The sequence below is a fragment of the Streptomyces sp. NPDC049837 genome (assembly GCF_040674455.1).
Classification (GTDB): domain Bacteria; phylum Actinomycetota; class Actinomycetes; order Streptomycetales; family Streptomycetaceae; genus Streptomyces.
Genome location: NZ_JBFAMP010000005.1, coordinates 139,249 through 157,753 on the forward strand (window position 1 = coordinate 139,249; position 18,505 = coordinate 157,753).

Genomic DNA, 18,505 nt, shown 5'->3' on the forward strand with positions numbered 1-18,505 from the left:
TCCGGTGTCCGAAGCCGACGCGGCAGTTGGCGCGCCGTCCGGGGCGCGGGCCGGTACGCCGTCCGGGGCGCCATCCGGTGCGCGGGCCGACTCACCGGCCGGGGCGCCGGCCGATACGCCGGCGGGGGCGGCGACCGGGGCGAGAGCCAGCTCCACGACCGGGGCGCCGACCGGGGCGATACCGGACGCGGCAGCCGAAGCGATACCCGACGCGGCAGCCAAGGGTCGGGCCGACGCGATACCCGGCCCCGCGGCGAAGGCCCCGGCCGACCCACCGTCCACCGCACCGCCCACCGCACCGCCCACCCCCGCCGAGCCGGCGCCGGCCCACCCCGCCACACCTGCCAACCCCGTCGCACCTGCCAACCCCGTCGCAACGGCCGACGCGACCCGGCGGCGGGGGCCGGTCGTCGCGGCGCTGATGCTGGGCATGGCCCTCGCCGCCCTGGACGGCACCATCGTCTCCACCGCCGTACCGCAGATCGTCGGCGACCTGGGCGGGTTGTCCGTGTTCTCGTGGCTCTTCTCCGGCTACCTGCTGGCCGTGACCGTCACCCTCCCCGTGTACGGGAAGCTGTCCGACACCTTCGGCCGCAAGCCCGTCCTGATCGCCGGCATCGTGCTCTTCCTCATCGGCTCGCTCCTGTGCGCCGCCGCGTGGAGCATGGCGTCCCTCATCGCCTTCCGGATCGTCCAGGGGCTGGGCGGCGGCGCCCTGCAAGGCACCGTGCAGACCATCGCGGCCGACCTGTACCCGCTCAAGGAGCGCCCGAGGATCCAGGCCCGGCTCTCCACGGTCTGGGCGACCTCCTCCGTGGCCGGCCCCGCGCTCGGCGGGCTGCTCGCCGGATACGCGGACTGGCGCCTGATCTTCCTGGTCAACCTGCCCGTCGGCGCCCTCGCCCTCTGGCTGATCGCCCGCCACCTGACCGAACCCGCCCGCACCCGCGACACCACCCGCGAGGCGAAGACCCGCGTCGACTGGCCGGGTGCGCTGGCGATCTTCACCACGGGTACGTTGCTGCTGACCGCCCTCGTTCAGGGCGGCGTGGCCTGGCCCTGGCTCTCCGCGCCCTCCCTGGCACTGTTCGCGGGCGCGGCGGCCCTCATGGCCGTCACCGTCATGATCGAGCGCCGCGCCGCCGAGCCGATCATTCCCGGCTGGGTCTGGCGCCGCCGCACCATAGCGGCGGTCAACCTCTCCCTCGGCGCGCTGGGCCTGCTCATGGTCGCGCCGACGGCGTTCCTCCCGACGTACGCCCAGTCCGTCCTGGGCCTGGGCCCCATCGCCGCGGGGTTCGTACTGTCGGCGATGACCCTGTCCTGGCCGATCAGCGCGGCGTTCTCCAACCGCGTCTACGCCCGCATCGGCTTCCGGCTCACGGCCGTCATCGGCATGACCCTCGCCGTGCTGGTCCTCCTCGCCTTCCCGCTCCTGCCCTACCCGGGCGATGCGTGGCAGCCGGCACTCCTCATGCTGCTCCTGGGCGCCGCCCTCGGCCTCGTCCAGCTCCCGCTCATCGTCGGCGTCCAGTCCACCGTCCCGTGGTCCGAGCGCGGCACCACCACCGCGTCCGTCCTCTTCTGCCGCCAGGTCGGCCAGAGCCTGGGCGCGGCCCTCTTCGGCGCCATCGCCAACGCCGTCCTCGCCACCCGCCTCACCGAAGGCGGCCTGGACGACCCCGCCGCGCTCACCCCCACGGCCGTGGACACCGCGGTGGAGTACGTGTACGTCGGCGCCGCGGCGGCCGGAGCCCTGGCCCTCGTCGTCCTGCTGACCCTCGCCCCGCGCCGCTTCCCCGTCCTCACGGACGACAACCGGACCGCCTAGGCCGATCCACCCGGGCCCGCCCCCCCGGTGCCCGGCCCGGGCCCGCCCAGACCGGCCCACCCGGACCGGCCCACCCAGGCCCGCCCGCCTACGCCGGGTCCGTACGCCCCGTCAGCGCCGCCAGGCTGCTGCGTACGTGGGCCATGTGCGCCCGCATCTCCTCGCGCGCCGTCTCGTGCTCCCGCAGGATCCGCTCCGTCTCCCGCTCCACCCGCTCGGCCCGCAGCCGCGCCTCGGCCAGCAGCGCCCCGGCCCGCGCGTCCGCCTCCTCCTGGCCGTGCCGCGCCTGTTCGGCCGTCTCCGCCAGCGCCCGTTCCGCCTCCGCCAGTTGCGCGCGCGCCACGCCCATCAGCTCCTCGTGCCGCGCCGCCAGCTCCGCTTCCCGCCCGGCCGCCTCACGCTCCGCCGCCTGCCGCTGCTCGGCGTGCCGGGCCTCCTGCTCGGCCAGCAGCCGCTCCGCGCGCTCCCGCGCCTCCCGCAGCGCGGCCAGCCCCTCGCCGCGCCGCTCCTCGGCCTCGGCGAGCGCCTCCGCCCGGGTCTGCCCGGCCGTGCGCCGCGCCGCCGCGAGGGTCTCCTCCGCCCGCGCCTCGGCCCGGCCCCGTACCGCCTGTGCCGCCTCACGCGCCGCGTCCCGCACCGACCGGGCCGCCGCCTCCGCCTCGTCCGCCAGGCGCCGCGCCTCCTCCAGCGCGTCCGCCCGCAGCGCGTCGGCCTCCTCCTCCGCGAGGGCGAGGATCTGCTGCGCGCGGCGCCCCAGCGTCTCGTACCGCTGCGGCGGCAACTCGGCCACGAACTCCCGCAGCCGCGCCGCCTCCGCCGCCAGCTCCTCCACCCGTACGGCCAGCTCGTCCGACCGCCGCCGCGCGGCATCCCGCTCGGCCTCCAGACCCGCGACGGCCCGGTCGACCTGCTCGGTCCGGTAGCCGCGCCCCCATACGACAGCGAAACCACTCATGACTGACGCCCCTTTCCCCGATCCAGGATGCAACAACCCGTACCGACGGAAAGGGGCGCCTATACGCCAACCGCGCCTACAACGTCAGAGCCCTAGAGCAGCCCGTCCCACATCTGTTCCAGCAGGACCGACCACCAGCTCTCCGGCGACGACAGCGCCGCCGGGTCCAGCATCGCCAACTGTGCCTGGAAATCGACCGTCCAGCGGCCCGCCTGCTCCGGCGTCAACCCGAACCGCAGCCGCCACATCCGTCCCAGCAGTGCCAGGCACCGGGTGAACTCCGGCAGCCCGCTGTTGACGAACTGCGGCGCCGCCGGCCGCCCGTCCGGGCCCGCCTCCACCGGTACGGCCACGATGTGCGCCGTCCCGTACTGCACGCAGATCGCCCGCCCGAAGTCGGACCCGACCACCAGGTACGAACCCGCGTCGGACGCCGGCTGCACCTGCCGCTGAGCGGCCAGTTCGGCGAGCGTCGGCACCACCGGCTGGGCCGGCTGCGCCCAGAAGAACGGCCCGAAGTCCGCCGGCAGCCCGGCCCACACCAGCGTGCGCGCCACCAGCTCCGGCACACCCTGCCGCGACACGGCCCGCTGGTCGAACCGGCAGATCCCCTGCGGCCCGAACGCGCCCACCAGCTCCTGTGCGATGCCCTCCGGCGGAACCGGCGGCGCCGGCTGCACCGGCGGCAGCGGCACGCGCAGCGGCGCCGGACGCGCCGGGCCGTCGGCGACCTGGTGCAACTCGCCCTGGTGGGCGATCAGTTGTCCCATGCCCTGCTGGCGGCTCGCGTGGTCACGCCCGTACGGGGCGATCGACGTGATCCGCGCCTGCGGCCAGGTCTCCCGGATCATCCGGGCGCAGTAGCCGCCGGGCAGCTCGCACGACTCCAGCTCGGTGTGCAGCTCCAGCACCTGCTGCGGCGGCACGTTCATGGCGCGCAGCTCGTGCAGGATCTGCCACTCGGGGTGCGGCGTACCGGGCGCCGAGCGGCGGATGAGCTGGGCCTCGGAACCGTCGGGCGCGCGGTAGCGCAGCACGGCCTGGTAGCCGGGGCCGACGGTCGGCATCCCGGTCGGCGGCTGCTGCGGGTAGCCGTACGCGGGCGGCGCGGGCGCCGGAGCCGGCGGCGGCAGCGGACCGGGCCCGCCACCCGGACCCGGCTGCGCCAGCATCGTCGCGGCGTGGTGCACCCCACCGCCGGGAGAACCGGGAGGCCCGGGCGGACCCGGAGGCGCGGGCGTACCGGGCGCGCCCGGAGGCCCCGGCGGGGGCGGTGTACCGGGCCCGCCCGGACCCGGCTGCGCCAGCATCGTCGCCGCGTGGTGCACCCCACCGCCCCGGGGCGGCGTCGCACCGGGAGGCGCGGGAGGCGCCGGAGGCGGTGGCGTACCGGGAGCACCCGGCCCGCCCGGACCGGGCTGCGCCAGCATCGTCGCCGCGTGGTGCACCCCACCACCCGGAGGCGGCGTGGCACCCGGAGGCGGCGGGGGAGCCGGCGGCCCGGGCGGCGGCGTGCCGTCGGGCGGCAACTGCGACACGAGCTGCGTCGGTACGTACCCCCCGGCCGGTGCCCCGGGCGCACCCGGGCCCGACGCGGGCGGCCGCGCCCCCGGAGTACCCGGCGCGCCGGGCGGCGGCGGAGTCGTCGGTCCGGTCCCGCGCGAGGGCTTGGCGCCGCGCGGCGGCAGGGCGGCCTTGCTGGTCGCGGCGTCCGCTATGTCGCCCGGCGCCATCTGCTGCGGGTCCACGGCGGGCGCGACGGCGGTACGCGGGAGCTGGCTGCCGCCCGCCATCAGCGCGGTCGGCGCGTCGGCCCCCACCGCGGGCGGCGGCGTGTCGTCGTCGTCCGACCCGGACAGCGGCGGCGCGAACACGGTCGCCGGCAGCGGTACGGAGGCGTCGTCGCCGCCGCCGGGCGCGTTGACGTCGCTCCACGGCGCGGAGGCGGGCACCCCGTCGGGCGTGGTGGGCTCGTGGTCCCCGGGCGCGGCCGGCCAGGCGCCGCCCTCGACATGGGACCCGTGCCCGGCCGTCGCCGAGCCGCCGGGCACCGCGCCGGCCGAAGGAGCCGGAGTGGCGTCCGCCGGGACGGCATCGGCGCGAGCGGCGGGCACGGCGTCGGCGGGAGCGGCGGGCACGGCGTCGGCCGGGGCGTGCGGCGTCGCGGCGGCAGCCCCCGCTGCGGTCACGGCCTCCCCGCGATCCCCGGCGGCTACACCGGCACCGGAAGCGCCCGCACCGCCCCCGGCCACCACACCGGCACCAGGGGCGCCCGCGCCAGACGCGGCACCCCGGCCCGATGTGTCCGAGCTCCCCGTGCTCCCCGCACGCCGATCCGGAATGCCCAGTTGGTCCGCCGCCTCCTGGAGCCACTCCGGCGGGCTCAACAGGAACGACGTCTGGTTCAGATCGATCCGCTCCGGCTGCGCCGCGGCGGGAGCCGGCGCCGCCGCGGGAGCCCCGTACTCCTCCTCGTACCGGCGGATCACCTCACCCACCGGCAGCCCCGGCCACAGCGTCGCCTCACCACTGTCCCGGGCGATCACCAGCCGCTGACGCCCGCCGTCCGACGTCGGGCCGTCCTCACGGTCCTCCGCCCACACCACGAACCCCAGCTCGAACTCCCGCACCCGCACCTCACGGTGCTGGTACGCGGGCACATCGCCGTTGACCCACTCTTCCGCCCGCTCCTGCGCCTGCGCGAACGTCACCATCGAAAGCTCACTCCCCCCACCGGAACGGCCCGCGCGAAGCCGCCGTCCACCATCAGGTTCGCCACCGTCTCCAGCTCGGGCGGGTTGCCCGCCAGCCGCTGGAGGAACTCGTCGAAGTCCGCCCCGCACGGCAACAGCAGCCGGTCCACCCGGTCCTGCACCGACCAGCCGTCCTGGTCGCGGGCGTCGTCGTACGCGCAGAACCACACCGAGCCGACATCACCGCCGCCCCGCACCTTCACCGCCAGCAGACCGCCCTGCACGAACCCGACACCCAGGTAATCCTTCGTCAGGTGATCGCGCAGACACTTGTTGACGTACACCAGGTCATTGACCGCCGCCTCGTCGCGCACCGTGAAGAACGGCTGGTCGACCAGCAGCCCCAGCTCCGGGTCGAGCGCCGCGCCCACCGGCGCGCACCCGCCCGCCGCCTTCAGGAAGGACCGGTACGCACCCGGAAGCCGGTAGCCCAGGTCCTCCTCCACACCCTGCAACTGCGCCTCGGTCACCGACAGCGCGCCCTTCGGCAGCCCGAAGTGCGCCGGCCGGGTCTCCTGCAACGGACGCGTACCGCGCTTGCCGTGATCCACCGAAGCCGTCGCCAGCCCGCCGTGGTGCCGCAGCAGCGCCTTCACCTCCACCGGAACCAGCTCCATGCGCCGCGTACCGGCCACGTGGTGCCAGGTCCAGCCGTGCGGCGTCGCCACCGCCGGAACCGTGTCCCACAACTCGTGCCCCGACGCGGCCAGCGCCGCGTTCGCGGACACGTAGTCCGTCAGACGCAGCTCGTCCACGCCGAAGCCCTCCGGCGGCTCCGCGATCTCCGCGGCCGCGCGGGCGTACGGCGAGAAAACCGGATGGCCGTTCCCGTCCACCCGTACTCCACCGGGATGCCGGGCGGCCCGGACCGGGTCCGGGAAGTGCACGACCTGCCCGGCGTAGGCCGCGTTCGGTGGCGCGGCACTGTGCTGCCCGAGCCGACCTGTCGTCATGGCGGATGCCCCCTGCTGCTGCTGGCTGGTCCGCACAGCCTATGCGGTGGGGCAACAGGAGGAACTCGTCCTCCGTTTCGGTGACCACCCGTCACACTCAGGTGACCCAATGACGATCACACGACACGCCGATCACACGTTTCAGCGCCCCCGCTTCCCCATCAGCTCACCCATTTGGCAGGCTGTTCCCCGCAACTCGGGGGATTGCAGAGGGGACACCACGCACCATGCACGCAGCGCGACCAGGCACGACGCCCGCCACGGGAGACCCACGCCTGAGCTGGAGCAGCACCGGCCCCGATCTCACCCCGATCCTGCGCCACCGGCGCGACGGCATCCTGCCCACCGTCGGAGCGGCACTCTCCGTACGCGGCGAGACCCTCACCTGCACCGCCGGCCGTGGCGACCGGCCACCCGCCCTGCACCCCCTCGTACAGGATTTCCTCGACACCCTCACCAGCGGCCAGCGCGAACGCTTCACCGGCCGCTGCGCCGAAGCCATCCTGCTCTCCCGCCACCTCACCGCCACCGAGGCGAGCCGCTCCAAACGTGCCCAGCGCAAGCCCCTCAGCCAGGGCGAAGCCCGCCGCTCACTCAAACACGCCAAGATCACCGCACGCCGCATCCGCGAGGACGGCGACCCCCTCCACGGCAGCTACGCCGCCCCCTGCCGCTCCTGCGCCGCACTCCTCGCCCACTTCGGCGTACGCCCCGTCGACCCCACCACCGCCCAGAACGGCTGACCGGACACACATGCCCGACCTGAACACCACCCGCTTCCCCGTCGCCGTGGACGCCGCCCTCAGGGAAGCGGGCTGGCAGCCCGGCCGCTGGGACATCAAACAAGCCGAACAGTGGGCCGACACCCTCCGCGCATACGTCTCCCCCGCCGGCCACCGGCACAGCGTCTTCCCCGCCGCCGTCGAAGCCTGGGCCGAATTCGGCGGCCTCCACATCGCCGCACCCGGACCCGGCCGCCAGATCGCCCCCGTACCCGTCCACCTCGACCCGCTCGCCGGGCTCCACCACGCCCGCAGCCTCGCCGACCTCGGCCGCGCCCTCGACACGGACATGGCCCCCATCGGTGAAGAGGCCGACAACCGGGCCGTCCTCGCCATCGACGCCGAAGGACGCGTCTACAGCCTCGACCACGCCGGCGACTGGTACCTCGGCCCCGACATCGACCACGCCCTGGCGCTCCTGATCACCGGCGCCCAGCCCGCCCGGCTCACCTCACCCTGAACCGGTTACGCGGCCCGCACCGGCAGCACCGCCGACACCTTGAAACCACCCTCGTCCGTCGGGCCCGACACGAACACCCCGCCCAGCGCCGTCACCCGCTCCCGCATCCCCACCAGACCGTTGCCCCCGCTCGGCAGCCCCGCATCCGCCGCCTTACCGTCCGACGGCCCGTTCTCCACCTGCATCGCCACCTCACCGCCCCGGTGCGCCAGCCGCACCACGACCTTCGCGCCCGCCGCGTGCTTGTGGACGTTCGTCAGCCCCTCCTGCACCACCCGGTACGCGGTCCGCTCCACCTGCGGCCCGTACGACCGCGCCTCCCCCATCACCTGCAACTCCACCACCATCCCGGCCTGCCGGGACTGCTCCACCAACTCCTCCAGCGCGTCCAGACACGGCCCGTCCTCGGCCGCGTCCGCCCCCCTGCCGGCCGCCGCGGCCGCCGCCCGCCCCACCGCCGCCAGCGGCACCGACTCCCGCACCGGCGCCGGGTCCCCCGCCCGCAGCACCCCCAGCATCTCCCGCAACTCCGTCAGCGCCTGCCGGCCCATGTCCCCCACCAGCGCCGCGTTCTTCGCCGCCTTCTGCGGATCCTTCAACGCCACCGCCTGCAGCGCCGCCGCATGCACCACCATCAGGCTCACCCGGTGCGCCACCACATCGTGCATCTCCCGCGCGATCCGCGTCCGCTCCTCCGTACGCGCCATCTGCGCCCGCTGCTCCGCCCGGTCCGCCAGCAGCGACAGCTCCTGCTCCAGGCTGTCCGCCCGCTCCCGCAAGCTCTCCATCAACCGCCGCCGCGCCCCTATGTACAGCCCGAACAGCACGGGCGGGGCGTTCAGGCCCAGCGACATGAACACCGCCATCAGCGGCACGTACCAGGGCCCGGGATCGAAGTCGGCCGACGCGATGTCCTGCCGCACCCGCACGAACGTCACGATCAGCACCGCGACCAGCGACATCCCCGCCAGCGCCGCGATGATCCGCCGGGGCACCTCGGACGCGGCGAGCGTGTACAGCCCGACGATGCCCATCAGGTAGCCCATCTCGGCGGGCGTGATCGCGATCGACACCAGCACCACGGCGACCGGCCACCGCCGCCGCACGACCAGCACCGCCCCGGCCACCAGCCCGAACAGCACCCCCACGGGCACGGGCAGCCCGGCATTGTCCGCGAACCCGACCCCCTCGGCCGCACACTCCAGGGCCGACACGACCCCGAGCGTCACATCCAGCACGGCACTACGCCGCCGCCCCCACCACCACCAGCCCCGGGCGGTCACGCCCGCGGCATCCTGGTCTGCCCCCGTTGCGGTCATGTCTTCCAGCCTACGGGCGGGCGCGACTCAATTTCCGGGGAGTCCGGCAGCACAAACCGTGACGATCCGCATGCGAAACGTACGTTGATCCCTCGAACACGTGAATCGCCCACACATTCGACCCGGACGTCCGCATTCCGGACGAACCTGTCCACGTGACAACCGCCACCGGCAAGTACGCCGACTTCGAAGGCCTGCGCGCCCAGGCCGTCGCCCTGCGCCGAGAAGGCCTCAGCCTCCGCCAGATCCGCGACCGCCTGGGCGTCCACAACAACGACATCCTCAACCGCCTCGTGAAGGGAGAACCACCCCCGGACTGGACGAAGCGCCCCAACGCCAAGGACGACCTCCGCGAGAAGGCCCGCGAGCTGCGCCTCCAGGGCATGACCTACGACCAGATCCAGGTGGAGCTGGGCTGCTCAAAGAGTTCGATCTCACTGTGGGTGAGGGACCTACCGAAGCCCGCGCCCCGCTACACGCCCGAAGAACAGCGGGCGCTCATGAACGCCGGGCTCAAGAGGCTCAGAGCAGCGCAGGACGAAGAACGCGAAGCCATCAAGAGGGCGGCGCACCAGGAGATCGGCAACCTGACCGACAGGGAGCTGTTCCTGATCGGCGTGGGGCTTTACTGGGCTGAAGGCCAGAAGAGCAAGCCGTACGCACGCCGTGAGCGAGCGATCTTCGTGAACAGCGATCCGGACATGATCTTGACCTACCTGGCCTGGCTCGACCTACTGGGGGTGGAGCGCCACCGGATTCAGTACAGGGTCATGATCCACGAAACGGCAGACGTCGAGAGTGCCGAGCGCTACTGGGCAGACCTCGTCAGCGTGGACGTAGCGTGGTTGCAGAAGACCACGTTGAAGAAGCACAACCCCAAGACCGTCCGGAAGAACGTGGGTGACGACTACTACGGGTGCCTCGTGATCCAAGTCAAAGGAAGCGCCGACCTGTACTGCCGCATCGAGGGTTGGTGGTCAGGTATCAATGCCGCACGGGGCCGCGTCTCGGGTATGGTCTGAGCAGCCAGTCCCCCGTGGTGTAACCCGGCAGCACACCAGATTTTGGTTCTGGCAGGACAAGGTTCGAATCCTTGCGGGGGAGCAACGCTGCGAAGCATCTTAGTTCGGGTCCTGACTGCACAGTCAGGACCCGCTCTCGTTCCCACAGCCCCCCGCCCTCATTTCCGCCGCGAAACCCCCCGGTATCCTGCGGGTGTCCACCACCCGAAGCCGAAGGGCATTCCCGTGAGCGCCAACCGCCCGGCAGCCGTCGTCGTCCTCGCAGCGGGTGAGGGCACCCGCATGAAGTCGAAGACCCCCAAGGTCCTGCATCAGATCTGCGGGCGCTCGCTCGTCGGACACGTCGTCTCGGCGGCACGCGAGCTGGACCCCGCGCACCTGTGTGTCGTCGTCGGGCATGCCCGCGAGCAGGTGACCGCGCACCTGGACGAGCACTACGCCGGTACCCGTACCGCCGTGCAGTACGAGCAGAACGGCACCGGTCACGCCGTGCGGATGGCCCTGGAGGAGCTGGGGGGCGAGGCGCTGGACGGGACCGTCGTCGTGGTGTGCGGTGACACTCCGCTGCTGTCCGGCGAGACGCTGACCGCGCTGGCGGAGACGCACGCGGCGGACGGCAACGCCGTGACCGTCCTGACCGCCGAGGTGCCGGATTCGACCGGGTACGGGCGGATCATCAGGGACCCGGAGACCGACGCCGTCACGGCGATCGTGGAGCACAAGGACGCGACGGACGCGCAGCGGGCGATCCGGGAGATCAACTCCGGGGTGTTCGCGTTCGACGGGCACCTGCTGGCGGACGCGCTGGGCAAGGTGCGGACGGACAACAGCCAGGGTGAGGAGTACCTCACGGACGTGCTGGGCATCCTGCGCGAGGCCGGGCACCGGGTCGGTGCGTCGGTGGCGGGGGATCACCGGGAGATCCTGGGGATCAACAACCGGGTGCAGTTGGCCGAGGCGCGGGCGCTGCTGAACCAGCGGTTGCTGGAGCGGGCCATGATGGGCGGCGTGACGGTCGTCGACCCGGCGTCCGTCTTCGTGGACGCCACGGTGACGTTCGAGCGGGACGTGGTGGTCCACCCGAACACGATCCTGCTGGGGTCGACGCATCTGGCCGAGGACGCCGAGGTGGGGCCGAACAGCCGGCTGAAGGACACCAGGGTGGGCGTGGGTGCCCGGGTGGACAACACGGTGGCGGACCGCGCGGACGTCGGTGAGGGCGCGACGGTGGGTCCGTACGCGTACCTGCGTCCGGGGACGCTGCTGGGCCCGAAGTCGAAGGCCGGTACGTACGTGGAGATGAAGAACGCGCGCGTGGGCGAGGGTTCGAAGGTTCCGCACCTGTCGTACGTCGGGGACGCGACGATCGGCGAGTACTCGAACATCGGCGCCGCGAGCGTGTTCGTGAACTACGACGGCGAGAGCAAGCACCACACGACGATCGGGTCGCACTGCCGTACCGGCTCGGACAACATGTTTGTGGCGCCTGTCACGGTCGGGGACGGTGCGTACACCGCTGCCGGCTCCGTGATCACCAAGGACGTGCCGCCCGGTTCGCTCGCTGTCGCCCGTGGCCAGCAGCGGAATATCGAGGGTTGGGTGGCTCGGAAGCGGCCGGGCAGCGCGGCGGCGCAGGCGGCTGCGGCGGCCTCGGAGCAGGGCTCCGGCGAGGACTGACCGGAAACAGGTGCGTCGAACTCGGCGTACCGTGATACGTGCACACAAATTCGGCTGGTTCGCGCGAAAGTGGTCGCGGCCAGAGAACACGTCTGAGGAGACAGTGCTGTGACCGGGATCAAGACGACCGGCGAGAAGAAGCTGATGCTCTTCTCCGGCCGCGCCCACCCCGAGCTGGCCGAGGAGGTTGCGCACCAGTTGGGTGTCGGCCTCGTGCCGACGAAGGCGTTCGATTTCGCCAACGGTGAGATCTACGTCCGCTTCCAGGAGTCGGCCCGTGGTGCGGACTGCTTCCTGATGCAGAGCCACACGGCTCCCATCAACAAGTGGATCATGGAGCAGTTGATCATGATCGATGCTCTGAAGCGGGCCTCGGCCCGGAGCATCACCGTGATCATCCCGTCGTACGGCTACGCCCGGCAGGACAAGAAGCACCGTGGCCGTGAGCCGATCTCGGCCCGTCTGATCGCGGACATGCTGAAGTGCGCGGGCGCCGACCGCATCCTCACGGTCGACCTGCACACGGACCAGATCCAGGGCTTCTTCGACGGTCCGGTGGACCACCTGTCGGCGCTGCCGGTGCTGGCCGACTACGTGGGTGCCAAGGTCGACCGCAACAAGCTGACGGTCGTCTCCCCGGACGCCGGCCGCGTCCGCGTCGCCGACCGCTGGTGCGACCGGCTGGACGCGCCGCTGGCGATCGTGCACAAGCGCCGGGACAAGGACGTCGCGAACCAGGTGACGGTCCACGAGGTGGTCGGTGAGGTCAGGGGCCGGGTGTGTGTCCTGGTCGACGACATGATCGACACGGGTGGCACGATCTGCGCCGCGGCGGAGGCGTTGTTCGCCAATGGTGCCGAGGACGTCATCGTCACCGCGACGCACGGCATCCTGTCCGGCCCGGCGGCCGACCGGCTGAAGAACTCCAAGGTCAGCGAGTTCGTGCTGACGAATACCCTGCCGACGCCGGGTGAGCTGGAGCTGGACAAGATCACGGTGCTGTCGATGGCTCCCACGATCGCCCGCGCGGTGCGCGAGGTCTTCGAGGACGGTTCGGTGACGAGCCTCTTCGAGGAGCAGGGCTGACCGGAAAGCTGGTGATGGGCCGCCCCGACCACACCGGTCGGGGCGGTCTTTCGCTTTCGGTTAGACTGGTGTAGTTGCTCGGCGAGGGAGGCCGCACCGACTGAGGTGCGGCGGTCCGTTATCGACGCGCTCTTCGTAGCAGGCCAAGTCCAGTCGTGGCCGGGTGACCACGACCGTTGATTCGTCTGATCTCTTACGAGGAGTGCATATGTCCGAGGTGAAGCTCACCGCTCAGACCCGCACCGAGTTCGGCAAGGGTGCCGCCCGTCGCATCCGTCGCGCGAACCAGGTTCCGGGTGTTCTCTACGGCCACGGTTCGGACCCGATCCACCTGACGCTGCCGGGCCACGAGCTGCTGCTGGCGCTGCGTACGCCGAACGTCCTGATCTCCCTGGACATCGACGGCAAGTCCAACGAGCTGGCCATCCCGAAGGACGTGCAGCGCGACCCGCTGAAGGGCTTCCTGGAGCACGTCGACCTCCAGCTCGTCAAGCGTGGCGAGCAGGTCACGGTCGAGATCCCGGTCGTCGCCGAGGGCGAGCTGGCCCCGGGCGGCAACCTGCTGGAGCACGTGCTGAACGCGCTTCCGGTCGAGGCCGAGGCCACCCACATCCCCGAGTCGCTGACCGTCTCCGTCGAGGGCCTGGAGGTCGGCGCCTCCGTCCTGGCGAAGGACATCCAGCTCCCGAACGGCGTCTCGCTGGCCGTCGAGGAGGACACTGTCGTCCTCCAGGTCCTGGCCGCGCAGGCCGAGGAGCCGGCCGCCGAGGGCGAAGAGGGCGAAGAGGCCGCCGAGGCCTGAGCCCTTCCGGGCACCGCTTGACGGGGTGGCGGGCTGCGGCCCGCCACCCCGTTTCCCTGTTCGTAGGCGAGGAGACGTAAGGACATGACGACCGACGCCAGCGCCCCCTGGCTCATCGTGGGTCTGGGCAACCCGGGGCCGGAGTACGCCGCGAACCGGCACAACGTCGGGTTCATGGTGGCCGACCTCCTCTCGGAGCGGATCGGCGGGAAGTTCAAGCGGGCGCAGAAGGCGCAGGCGCAGGTGGTGGAGGGCCGTATCGGGCCTCCTGGGCCGGCGAACCGGCGGGTGATCCTGGCCAAGCCGATGTCGTACATGAACCTGTCCGGCGGTCCGGTCACGGCGCTGCGGGACTTCTACAAGGTGCCCACCGCGCACATCGTGGCGGTCCATGACGAGCTGGACATCGATTACGGGGCGCTGCGACTGAAGCTGGGTGGCGGCGACAACGGCCACAACGGTCTGAAGTCGATGACGAAGGCGATGGGCGCGGACTACCACCGGGTGCGGTTCGGGATCGGGCGTCCGCCGGGCCGGATGCAGGTCGCGGACTTCGTGCTGAAGGACTTCTCGTCGGCGGAGCGCAAGGAGCTGGACTACTTCGTGGACCGGGCGGCCGACGCGGTGGAGTGCCTGGTGACGGAGGGCCTGGAGCGGGCGCAGTCGGCGTACAACTCCTGACCGTCCGGGACCGGGATTGACCGGGTGCGGTCATGTGCCAGAGGATCGCGCCCCATGAGCAAGAAGCGGACTTCAGCCCTCCCGTACGCCCGCGGTGCCGCCATGGCGCTGGTGGCGCTGCTGCTTGTGGTGGCGGGGACGTGGGCGTCGTGGGGTACGGCGCAGCATGTCCTGCTGTCGAAGGGCCGTGAGCACGGCACGCTGACGGTCACGGGGTGTTCGGCGGACGTCTGTACGGGGCGGTACGACCCGGAGGGCCCCGGGGGGCCGCGTACGGACATGACGATCGACCATTCGGTGGCGGTGCGGGAGGGTGGCCGTTATCCGGTCGTGGTGAAGCCGGACACGACGGAGCTGGTGCGTACGGGGTGGCCGGGCGGGCTGCACGCGTGGTTGCCGCTGGGCGGGGCGTTGTTGCTGGCGGCGCTGGTGATCGGTGGCGGGATGCGGTTGCCCAGGCTGGCGTGGGTGTCGGCGTCGGTGGGCGGGGCGCTGCTGGTGGGGACGTTCTTCGCACTCTGACCGTCGCCACCGGTAGCGGAATGAGGGATTCACCCAATCGTTATGCGGATGATCGGGTATGCGGCGTCCGGTGTCTTGACGCCGTTGTGGAGTCACAAGAAGCTTCAGCCGCCCCCCACGGCCCCCCTCTCTCGTTGGACTATCCATGCGCACTCTTACTCTCTCCGGCGTGCTGGTGGCGGCTGCGGCCTGCTCACTGGTGTTCGCCCCATCCGCTCTCGCCACGAAGGGCGACAACGGCACCGTCAAGATCCACGATGCCTCCACCGGCGAGGAGCTCCACAAGAACGAACCGCACGTCTGCACCTTCTACCTCGACGCCTTCGGCTTCGACGCCGGCCAGCAGGTGGAGTGGCACATCGAGTCCTGGGCTCCGACGGCGGACGTCAAGGGTGAGACGGTCGAGTCCGGTTCGCTGACGCTCGACGGGTCGGGGCACGGACGCACCGACGACCTGACCCTGCCCGACGGGCACTACAAGCTGTTCTGGAACTTCGACGGCGAGAACGGCCGTGCCAAGCAGAAGGTCTTCTGGTCGGCGTGCGACGCGGAACCGGGCGGTCACGAGCCCGGCGGCGCCGAGCCGGGCGCGTCCCAGCCGGGCGAGCGGCCCTCCGCCGAGCCGTCCGCCGCCAAGCCCTCCGCCCAGACCGACGGCACGTCACCCGCCTCGTCCGCCCCGGCCGCTGCCGGTGCTCCCGCCGCGAACGGCTCCGCCGAGGGCGACCTCGCCGAGACCGGCAGCTCCGCCCCGGTCGGCATCCTCGCCGGCATCGCGGCGGCGCTCGTCGTGGGCGGCGGCTACCTCGTGTCCCGCCTGGGCAGGGCCAAGAAGCAGCCCTGACCGGCGTATGACGCGTTGAAGGGGGCGCCCGGTGGTTGCGGGCGCCCCCTTCGTCTGTCCGCGCGTGTCAGCCGGTGTTGCGCAGGCCGGCCGCCACGCCGTTGACCGTGAGCAGCAGGGCCCGGGCGAGCAGCGGGTCGGGCTCCTCGCCGCGCTCGGCGGCGGCCCGCTGGCGGGCGAGCAGCGCGACCTGGAGGTAGGAGATCGGGTCCAGGTAGGCGTCGCGGATGGCGAAGGTCTGCTGGAGGACCGGGTTGGAGTCGAGCAGTTGCTCACCGCCCGTCACGCGCAGCACCTCGCTGACCGTGAGGTCGTGCTCGGCCTCGATGTCGTCGAAGACGTGCCGGAGGTTCTCCGGGACGAGGGTTTCGACGTAGTGGCGGGCGATCCGCAGGTCCGTCTTGGCGAGGGTCATCTCGACGTTGGACAGGAAGTTGCGGAAGAAGTGCCACTGCTCGTACATCTCGTCGAGTACGGCGTCGAGGCCGGCCTCGCGCAGGGCCTTGAGGCCGGAGCCGACTCCGTACCAGCCGGGGACGATCTGCCGCGACTGGGTCCAGCCGAAGACCCATGGGATGGCGCGCAGTCCGTCGAGCGAGACGCCCGAGCCGGGGCGGCGGGAGGGACGGGAGCCGAGGTGCAGGTCGGCGAGCTGGTCGACCGGCGTGGAGGCGAGGAAGTACGTCGGCAGGTCGGGGTCCTCGACCAGCTTGCGGTACGCGGTGTGTGCGGCGTCGGAGACGGTGTCCATGGCCGCGTCCCAGCGGGCGAGGGCCTCGTCGGACTGGCGGGGCGCGGTGTGCAGGGCGGACGCCTGGAGCGTCGCCGCCACCGTGAGCTCCAGGTTCTCCCGGGCCAGGGAGGGGATCAGGTACTTGTCGGAGATGACCTCGCCCTGCTCGGTGACCTTGATCTCGCCCTCCAGGGTGCCCCAGGGCTGGGCGAGGATCGCGTCGTGGGAGGGGCCGCCGCCTCGGCCGACGGTGCCGCCGCGGCCGTGGAAGAGGCGGAGGCGCACGCCGTAGCGGTGGGCGACGTCGCGCAGCCGGCGCTGGGCGCGGTGGATCTCCCACTGGCTGGTGGTGATGCCGCCGAACTTGGAGGAGTCGGAGTAGCCGAGCATGACCTCCTGGACGTCACCGCGCAGCGAGACCAGCCTGCGGTACGACGGGTCGGCGAGCATGTCGTTGAGGATGACGTCGGCGGCCTTGAGCTCGTCGGTGGTCTCCAGGAGCGGCACGATGCCGATCTTGGCCCAGCCGGCGTGCAGGTCGATGAGTCCGGCCTCGCGGGCGAGGACGGCGGCGGCGAAGACGTCGTCGGCGCCCTGGCACATGGAGATGATGTAGGACTCGATGACCTCGGGTCCGAACCGCTCGAAGGCTTCCTTGACGGTGTGGAAGACGCCGAGGGTCTTGGTGCCGGCCGCGTCGAGCGGGGCGGGCGTGGGCGCGAGCGGGCGGCGGGAGCGCAGCTCCTTGGCGAGCAGCTTCTGCCGGTAGTCGCGCGGCATGTCCGCGTACCGCCAGGATTCCTCGCCGAGGCGGTCGAAGAGCTGGCCGAGGGCGTGGTGGTGGGCGTCGGCGTGCTCGCGGACGTCCATGGTGGCGAGCTGGAGGCCGAACGCGGTCAGGGTGCGGATGGTGCGGTCCATGCGGCCGTCGGCGAACAGGCCGCCGCGGTGCTCGCGCAGGGACGTCTGGATCAGGGTGAGGTCCTGGATCAGCTCGGCGGTGCCGAGGTAGTCGCGGCCTTCCTGGTGCGGGGTGCCCTTGGCGAGGCGTTCGCGGGTGTTGATCAGCTTCTGCCGGATGCAGGTGGCCTTGAGCCGGTAGGGCTCCTCGGCGTTGAGGCGCTTGTAGCGGGGGCTGATCTCGGGGAGCCGGTCCAGGTCCTGCTGGAGGGAGTCGAGGAGTTCCTGGGTGGCGCCGGCGTACCGGATGGAGTTGGAGAGCTGGCTGCGCAGGTGGTCGATCAGCTCGATGGCGTCGGTGATGCCGTGCTCGTGCTGGAGGATCAGCACGTCCCAGGTGACGGCGGGGGTGACGTTGGGGTTGCCGTCGCGGTCGCCGCCGATCCAGGTGCCGAAGGTGAGGGGGCGGGTGCCGGCGGGCAGCTCGACGCCGACGCGCTCCAGCTCGGCGGCGAGGTCCTCCAGGACGTCGCCGACGGCATTGGCGTGCAGCTCGTCGAGGTAGTAGATGGCGTTGCGGGCCTCGTCGGTCGGCTCGGGGCGTACGACGCGCAGTTCGTCGGTCTGCCAGATGAGGTCGATGGACTCGGCCAGGCGCAGGTCGTGGCGGCGCCGGTCGGAGGCGATGACCGGGGTCTCCAGCAGCTCGGCGACGCGGCGGAGCTTGTTGAGCACGGAGCGTCGCGCGGCCTCGGTGGGGTGCGCGGTGAAGACGGGGCGGACGTTGAGGTGCTTGACCGTCTCGCGTACGTGCTCGGGGTCGCCGTCCTTGAGCATGTCGGCGGTGCGGGCGAGCAGGCCGCCCTCGGCGGCGCGCTTCTCGCGCAGCTCCTTGCCTCGGTGCACCTGCTCGGTGACGTTGGCCAGGTGGAAGTACGTGGAGAAGGCGCGCACCAGCTTGGCGGCGGTCTCCAGGTCGGTGTCGCCGAGCAGCTCGGCGGCGGCCTCGCCGTTCTCGCGCGTGAGGCGGCGGACCTTCTCGACGAGCTCCAGGAGCTCGGGTCCTTCCTGCCGTACGAGCGTCTCGCCCAGCAGGTCGCCCAGTCGGCGGATGTCGGCGCGCAGCTCGGCGCTGGCGGTGGGGGTCTGGTCGGCACTGCTCACAGGTGCGGCTCCTTGCAGTGT

General features: G+C 72.2%; 15 protein-coding genes and 1 tRNA gene. 11 read left to right on the plus strand and 5 right to left on the minus strand.

Features of this window, described 5'->3' with window-relative positions; translation table 11 throughout:
• Positions 1-4: 4 nt before the first annotated feature.
• Positions 5-1,831: an MFS transporter gene (locus AB0J57_RS15505; RefSeq protein ID WP_366128650.1), complete on the plus strand. Its 1,827-nt coding sequence runs from the start codon at positions 5-7 to the stop codon at positions 1,829-1,831.
• Positions 1,832-1,919: 88 nt separating this feature from the next.
• On the opposite strand, the gene AB0J57_RS15510 is transcribed toward AB0J57_RS15505, so the two are convergent.
• The 3 genes from AB0J57_RS15510 to AB0J57_RS15520 form a co-directional block, all read right to left on the minus strand.
• Complete coding sequence (locus tag AB0J57_RS15510; RefSeq protein ID WP_366128651.1) at positions 1,920-2,786, minus strand: cellulose-binding protein; 867 nt, start codon at positions 2,784-2,786, stop codon at positions 1,920-1,922.
• Between the two features lie 92 nt (positions 2,787-2,878).
• Positions 2,879-5,500, minus strand: coding sequence for an SUKH-4 family immunity protein (locus AB0J57_RS15515; protein WP_366128653.1), 2,622 nt, complete (start codon positions 5,498-5,500; stop codon positions 2,879-2,881).
• The gene (locus AB0J57_RS15520; protein WP_366128654.1) at positions 5,494-6,492 is read right to left on the minus strand and encodes an SMI1/KNR4 family protein; all 999 of its coding nucleotides are present in this window, start codon (positions 6,490-6,492) and stop codon (positions 5,494-5,496) included. Before AB0J57_RS15520 ends, AB0J57_RS15515 begins: the two co-directional genes overlap by 7 nt.
• A gap of 227 nt (positions 6,493-6,719) precedes the next feature.
• On the opposite strand from AB0J57_RS15520, the gene AB0J57_RS15525 reads away from it, so the two are divergent.
• Both AB0J57_RS15525 and AB0J57_RS15530 read left to right on the plus strand, forming a co-directional pair.
• Positions 6,720-7,235: a YwqJ-related putative deaminase gene (locus AB0J57_RS15525; protein ID WP_366128655.1), complete on the plus strand. Its 516-nt coding sequence runs from the start codon at positions 6,720-6,722 to the stop codon at positions 7,233-7,235.
• Between the two features lie 10 nt (positions 7,236-7,245).
• Entirely contained in the window at positions 7,246-7,734 is a 489-nt protein-coding gene (locus tag AB0J57_RS15530; protein ID WP_366128656.1) for an SUKH-3 domain-containing protein, read from the plus strand.
• A gap of 5 nt (positions 7,735-7,739) precedes the next feature.
• Here AB0J57_RS15530 and AB0J57_RS15535 read toward each other — a convergent pair whose 3' ends face one another.
• Positions 7,740-9,053, minus strand: coding sequence for a histidine kinase (locus tag AB0J57_RS15535; protein ID WP_366128657.1), 1,314 nt, complete (start codon positions 9,051-9,053; stop codon positions 7,740-7,742).
• A gap of 155 nt (positions 9,054-9,208) precedes the next feature.
• Between AB0J57_RS15535 and AB0J57_RS15540 the strand changes: the two genes are divergently transcribed.
• From AB0J57_RS15540 to AB0J57_RS15575, 8 genes are all read left to right on the plus strand, one after another.
• Complete coding sequence (locus tag AB0J57_RS15540) at positions 9,209-10,075, plus strand: hypothetical protein (RefSeq protein WP_366128658.1); 867 nt, start codon at positions 9,209-9,211, stop codon at positions 10,073-10,075.
• Between the two features lie 8 nt (positions 10,076-10,083).
• A tRNA-Gln gene (locus tag AB0J57_RS15545) sits at positions 10,084-10,157 on the plus strand.
• A gap of 143 nt (positions 10,158-10,300) precedes the next feature.
• Complete coding sequence (glmU, locus tag AB0J57_RS15550) at positions 10,301-11,752, plus strand: bifunctional UDP-N-acetylglucosamine diphosphorylase/glucosamine-1-phosphate N-acetyltransferase GlmU (protein WP_366128659.1); 1,452 nt, start codon at positions 10,301-10,303, stop codon at positions 11,750-11,752.
• 108 nt (positions 11,753-11,860) lie between these two features.
• Positions 11,861-12,838, plus strand: a complete 978-nt coding sequence (locus tag AB0J57_RS15555; RefSeq protein WP_366128660.1) for a ribose-phosphate diphosphokinase — start codon at positions 11,861-11,863, stop codon at positions 12,836-12,838.
• A gap of 208 nt (positions 12,839-13,046) precedes the next feature.
• Positions 13,047-13,640 carry a 50S ribosomal protein L25/general stress protein Ctc gene (locus tag AB0J57_RS15560; protein ID WP_366128661.1) on the plus strand — a complete coding sequence of 198 codons (594 nt, stop codon included), beginning with the start codon at positions 13,047-13,049 and terminating at the stop codon, positions 13,638-13,640.
• Positions 13,641-13,724: 84 nt separating this feature from the next.
• A complete protein-coding gene (gene pth / locus AB0J57_RS15565) occupies positions 13,725-14,321 on the plus strand; it encodes an aminoacyl-tRNA hydrolase (protein ID WP_366128662.1) in 597 nt (198 codons plus the stop codon).
• A gap of 54 nt (positions 14,322-14,375) precedes the next feature.
• Positions 14,376-14,843, plus strand: coding sequence for a hypothetical protein (locus tag AB0J57_RS15570; protein ID WP_366128663.1), 468 nt, complete (start codon positions 14,376-14,378; stop codon positions 14,841-14,843).
• 145 nt (positions 14,844-14,988) lie between these two features.
• On the plus strand, positions 14,989-15,687 hold the full coding sequence (locus AB0J57_RS15575; RefSeq protein ID WP_366128664.1) for a hypothetical protein: 699 nt from the start codon (positions 14,989-14,991) through the stop codon (positions 15,685-15,687).
• A 67-nt stretch (positions 15,688-15,754) separates the two neighbouring features.
• On the opposite strand, the gene ppc is transcribed toward AB0J57_RS15575, so the two are convergent.
• The gene (gene ppc, locus AB0J57_RS15580; RefSeq protein WP_366128665.1) at positions 15,755-18,484 is read right to left on the minus strand and encodes a phosphoenolpyruvate carboxylase; all 2,730 of its coding nucleotides are present in this window, start codon (positions 18,482-18,484) and stop codon (positions 15,755-15,757) included.
• Positions 18,485-18,505 lie beyond the last annotated feature (21 nt).

Bases quoted from the DNA above. Each gene is read 5' to 3' on its own strand.
- AB0J57_RS15510 (WP_366128651.1), bottom strand. From the start codon at position 2,786: ATGAGTGGTTTCGCTGTCGTATGGGGGCGCGGCTACCGGACCGAGCAG.
- AB0J57_RS15515 (WP_366128653.1), bottom strand. From the start codon at position 5,500: ATGGTGACGTTCGCGCAGGCGCAGGAGCGGGCGGAAGAGTGGGTCAAC.
- AB0J57_RS15520 (WP_366128654.1), bottom strand. From the start codon at position 6,492: ATGACGACAGGTCGGCTCGGGCAGCACAGTGCCGCGCCACCGAACGCG.
- AB0J57_RS15525 (WP_366128655.1), top strand. From the start codon at position 6,720: ATGCACGCAGCGCGACCAGGCACGACGCCCGCCACGGGAGACCCACGC.
- AB0J57_RS15530 (WP_366128656.1), top strand. From the start codon at position 7,246: ATGCCCGACCTGAACACCACCCGCTTCCCCGTCGCCGTGGACGCCGCC.
- AB0J57_RS15535 (WP_366128657.1), bottom strand. From the start codon at position 9,053: ATGACCGCAACGGGGGCAGACCAGGATGCCGCGGGCGTGACCGCCCGG.
- AB0J57_RS15560 (WP_366128661.1), top strand. From the start codon at position 13,047: ATGTCCGAGGTGAAGCTCACCGCTCAGACCCGCACCGAGTTCGGCAAG.
- pth (WP_366128662.1), top strand. From the start codon at position 13,725: ATGACGACCGACGCCAGCGCCCCCTGGCTCATCGTGGGTCTGGGCAAC.
- AB0J57_RS15570 (WP_366128663.1), top strand. From the start codon at position 14,376: ATGAGCAAGAAGCGGACTTCAGCCCTCCCGTACGCCCGCGGTGCCGCC.
- AB0J57_RS15575 (WP_366128664.1), top strand. From the start codon at position 14,989: ATGCGCACTCTTACTCTCTCCGGCGTGCTGGTGGCGGCTGCGGCCTGC.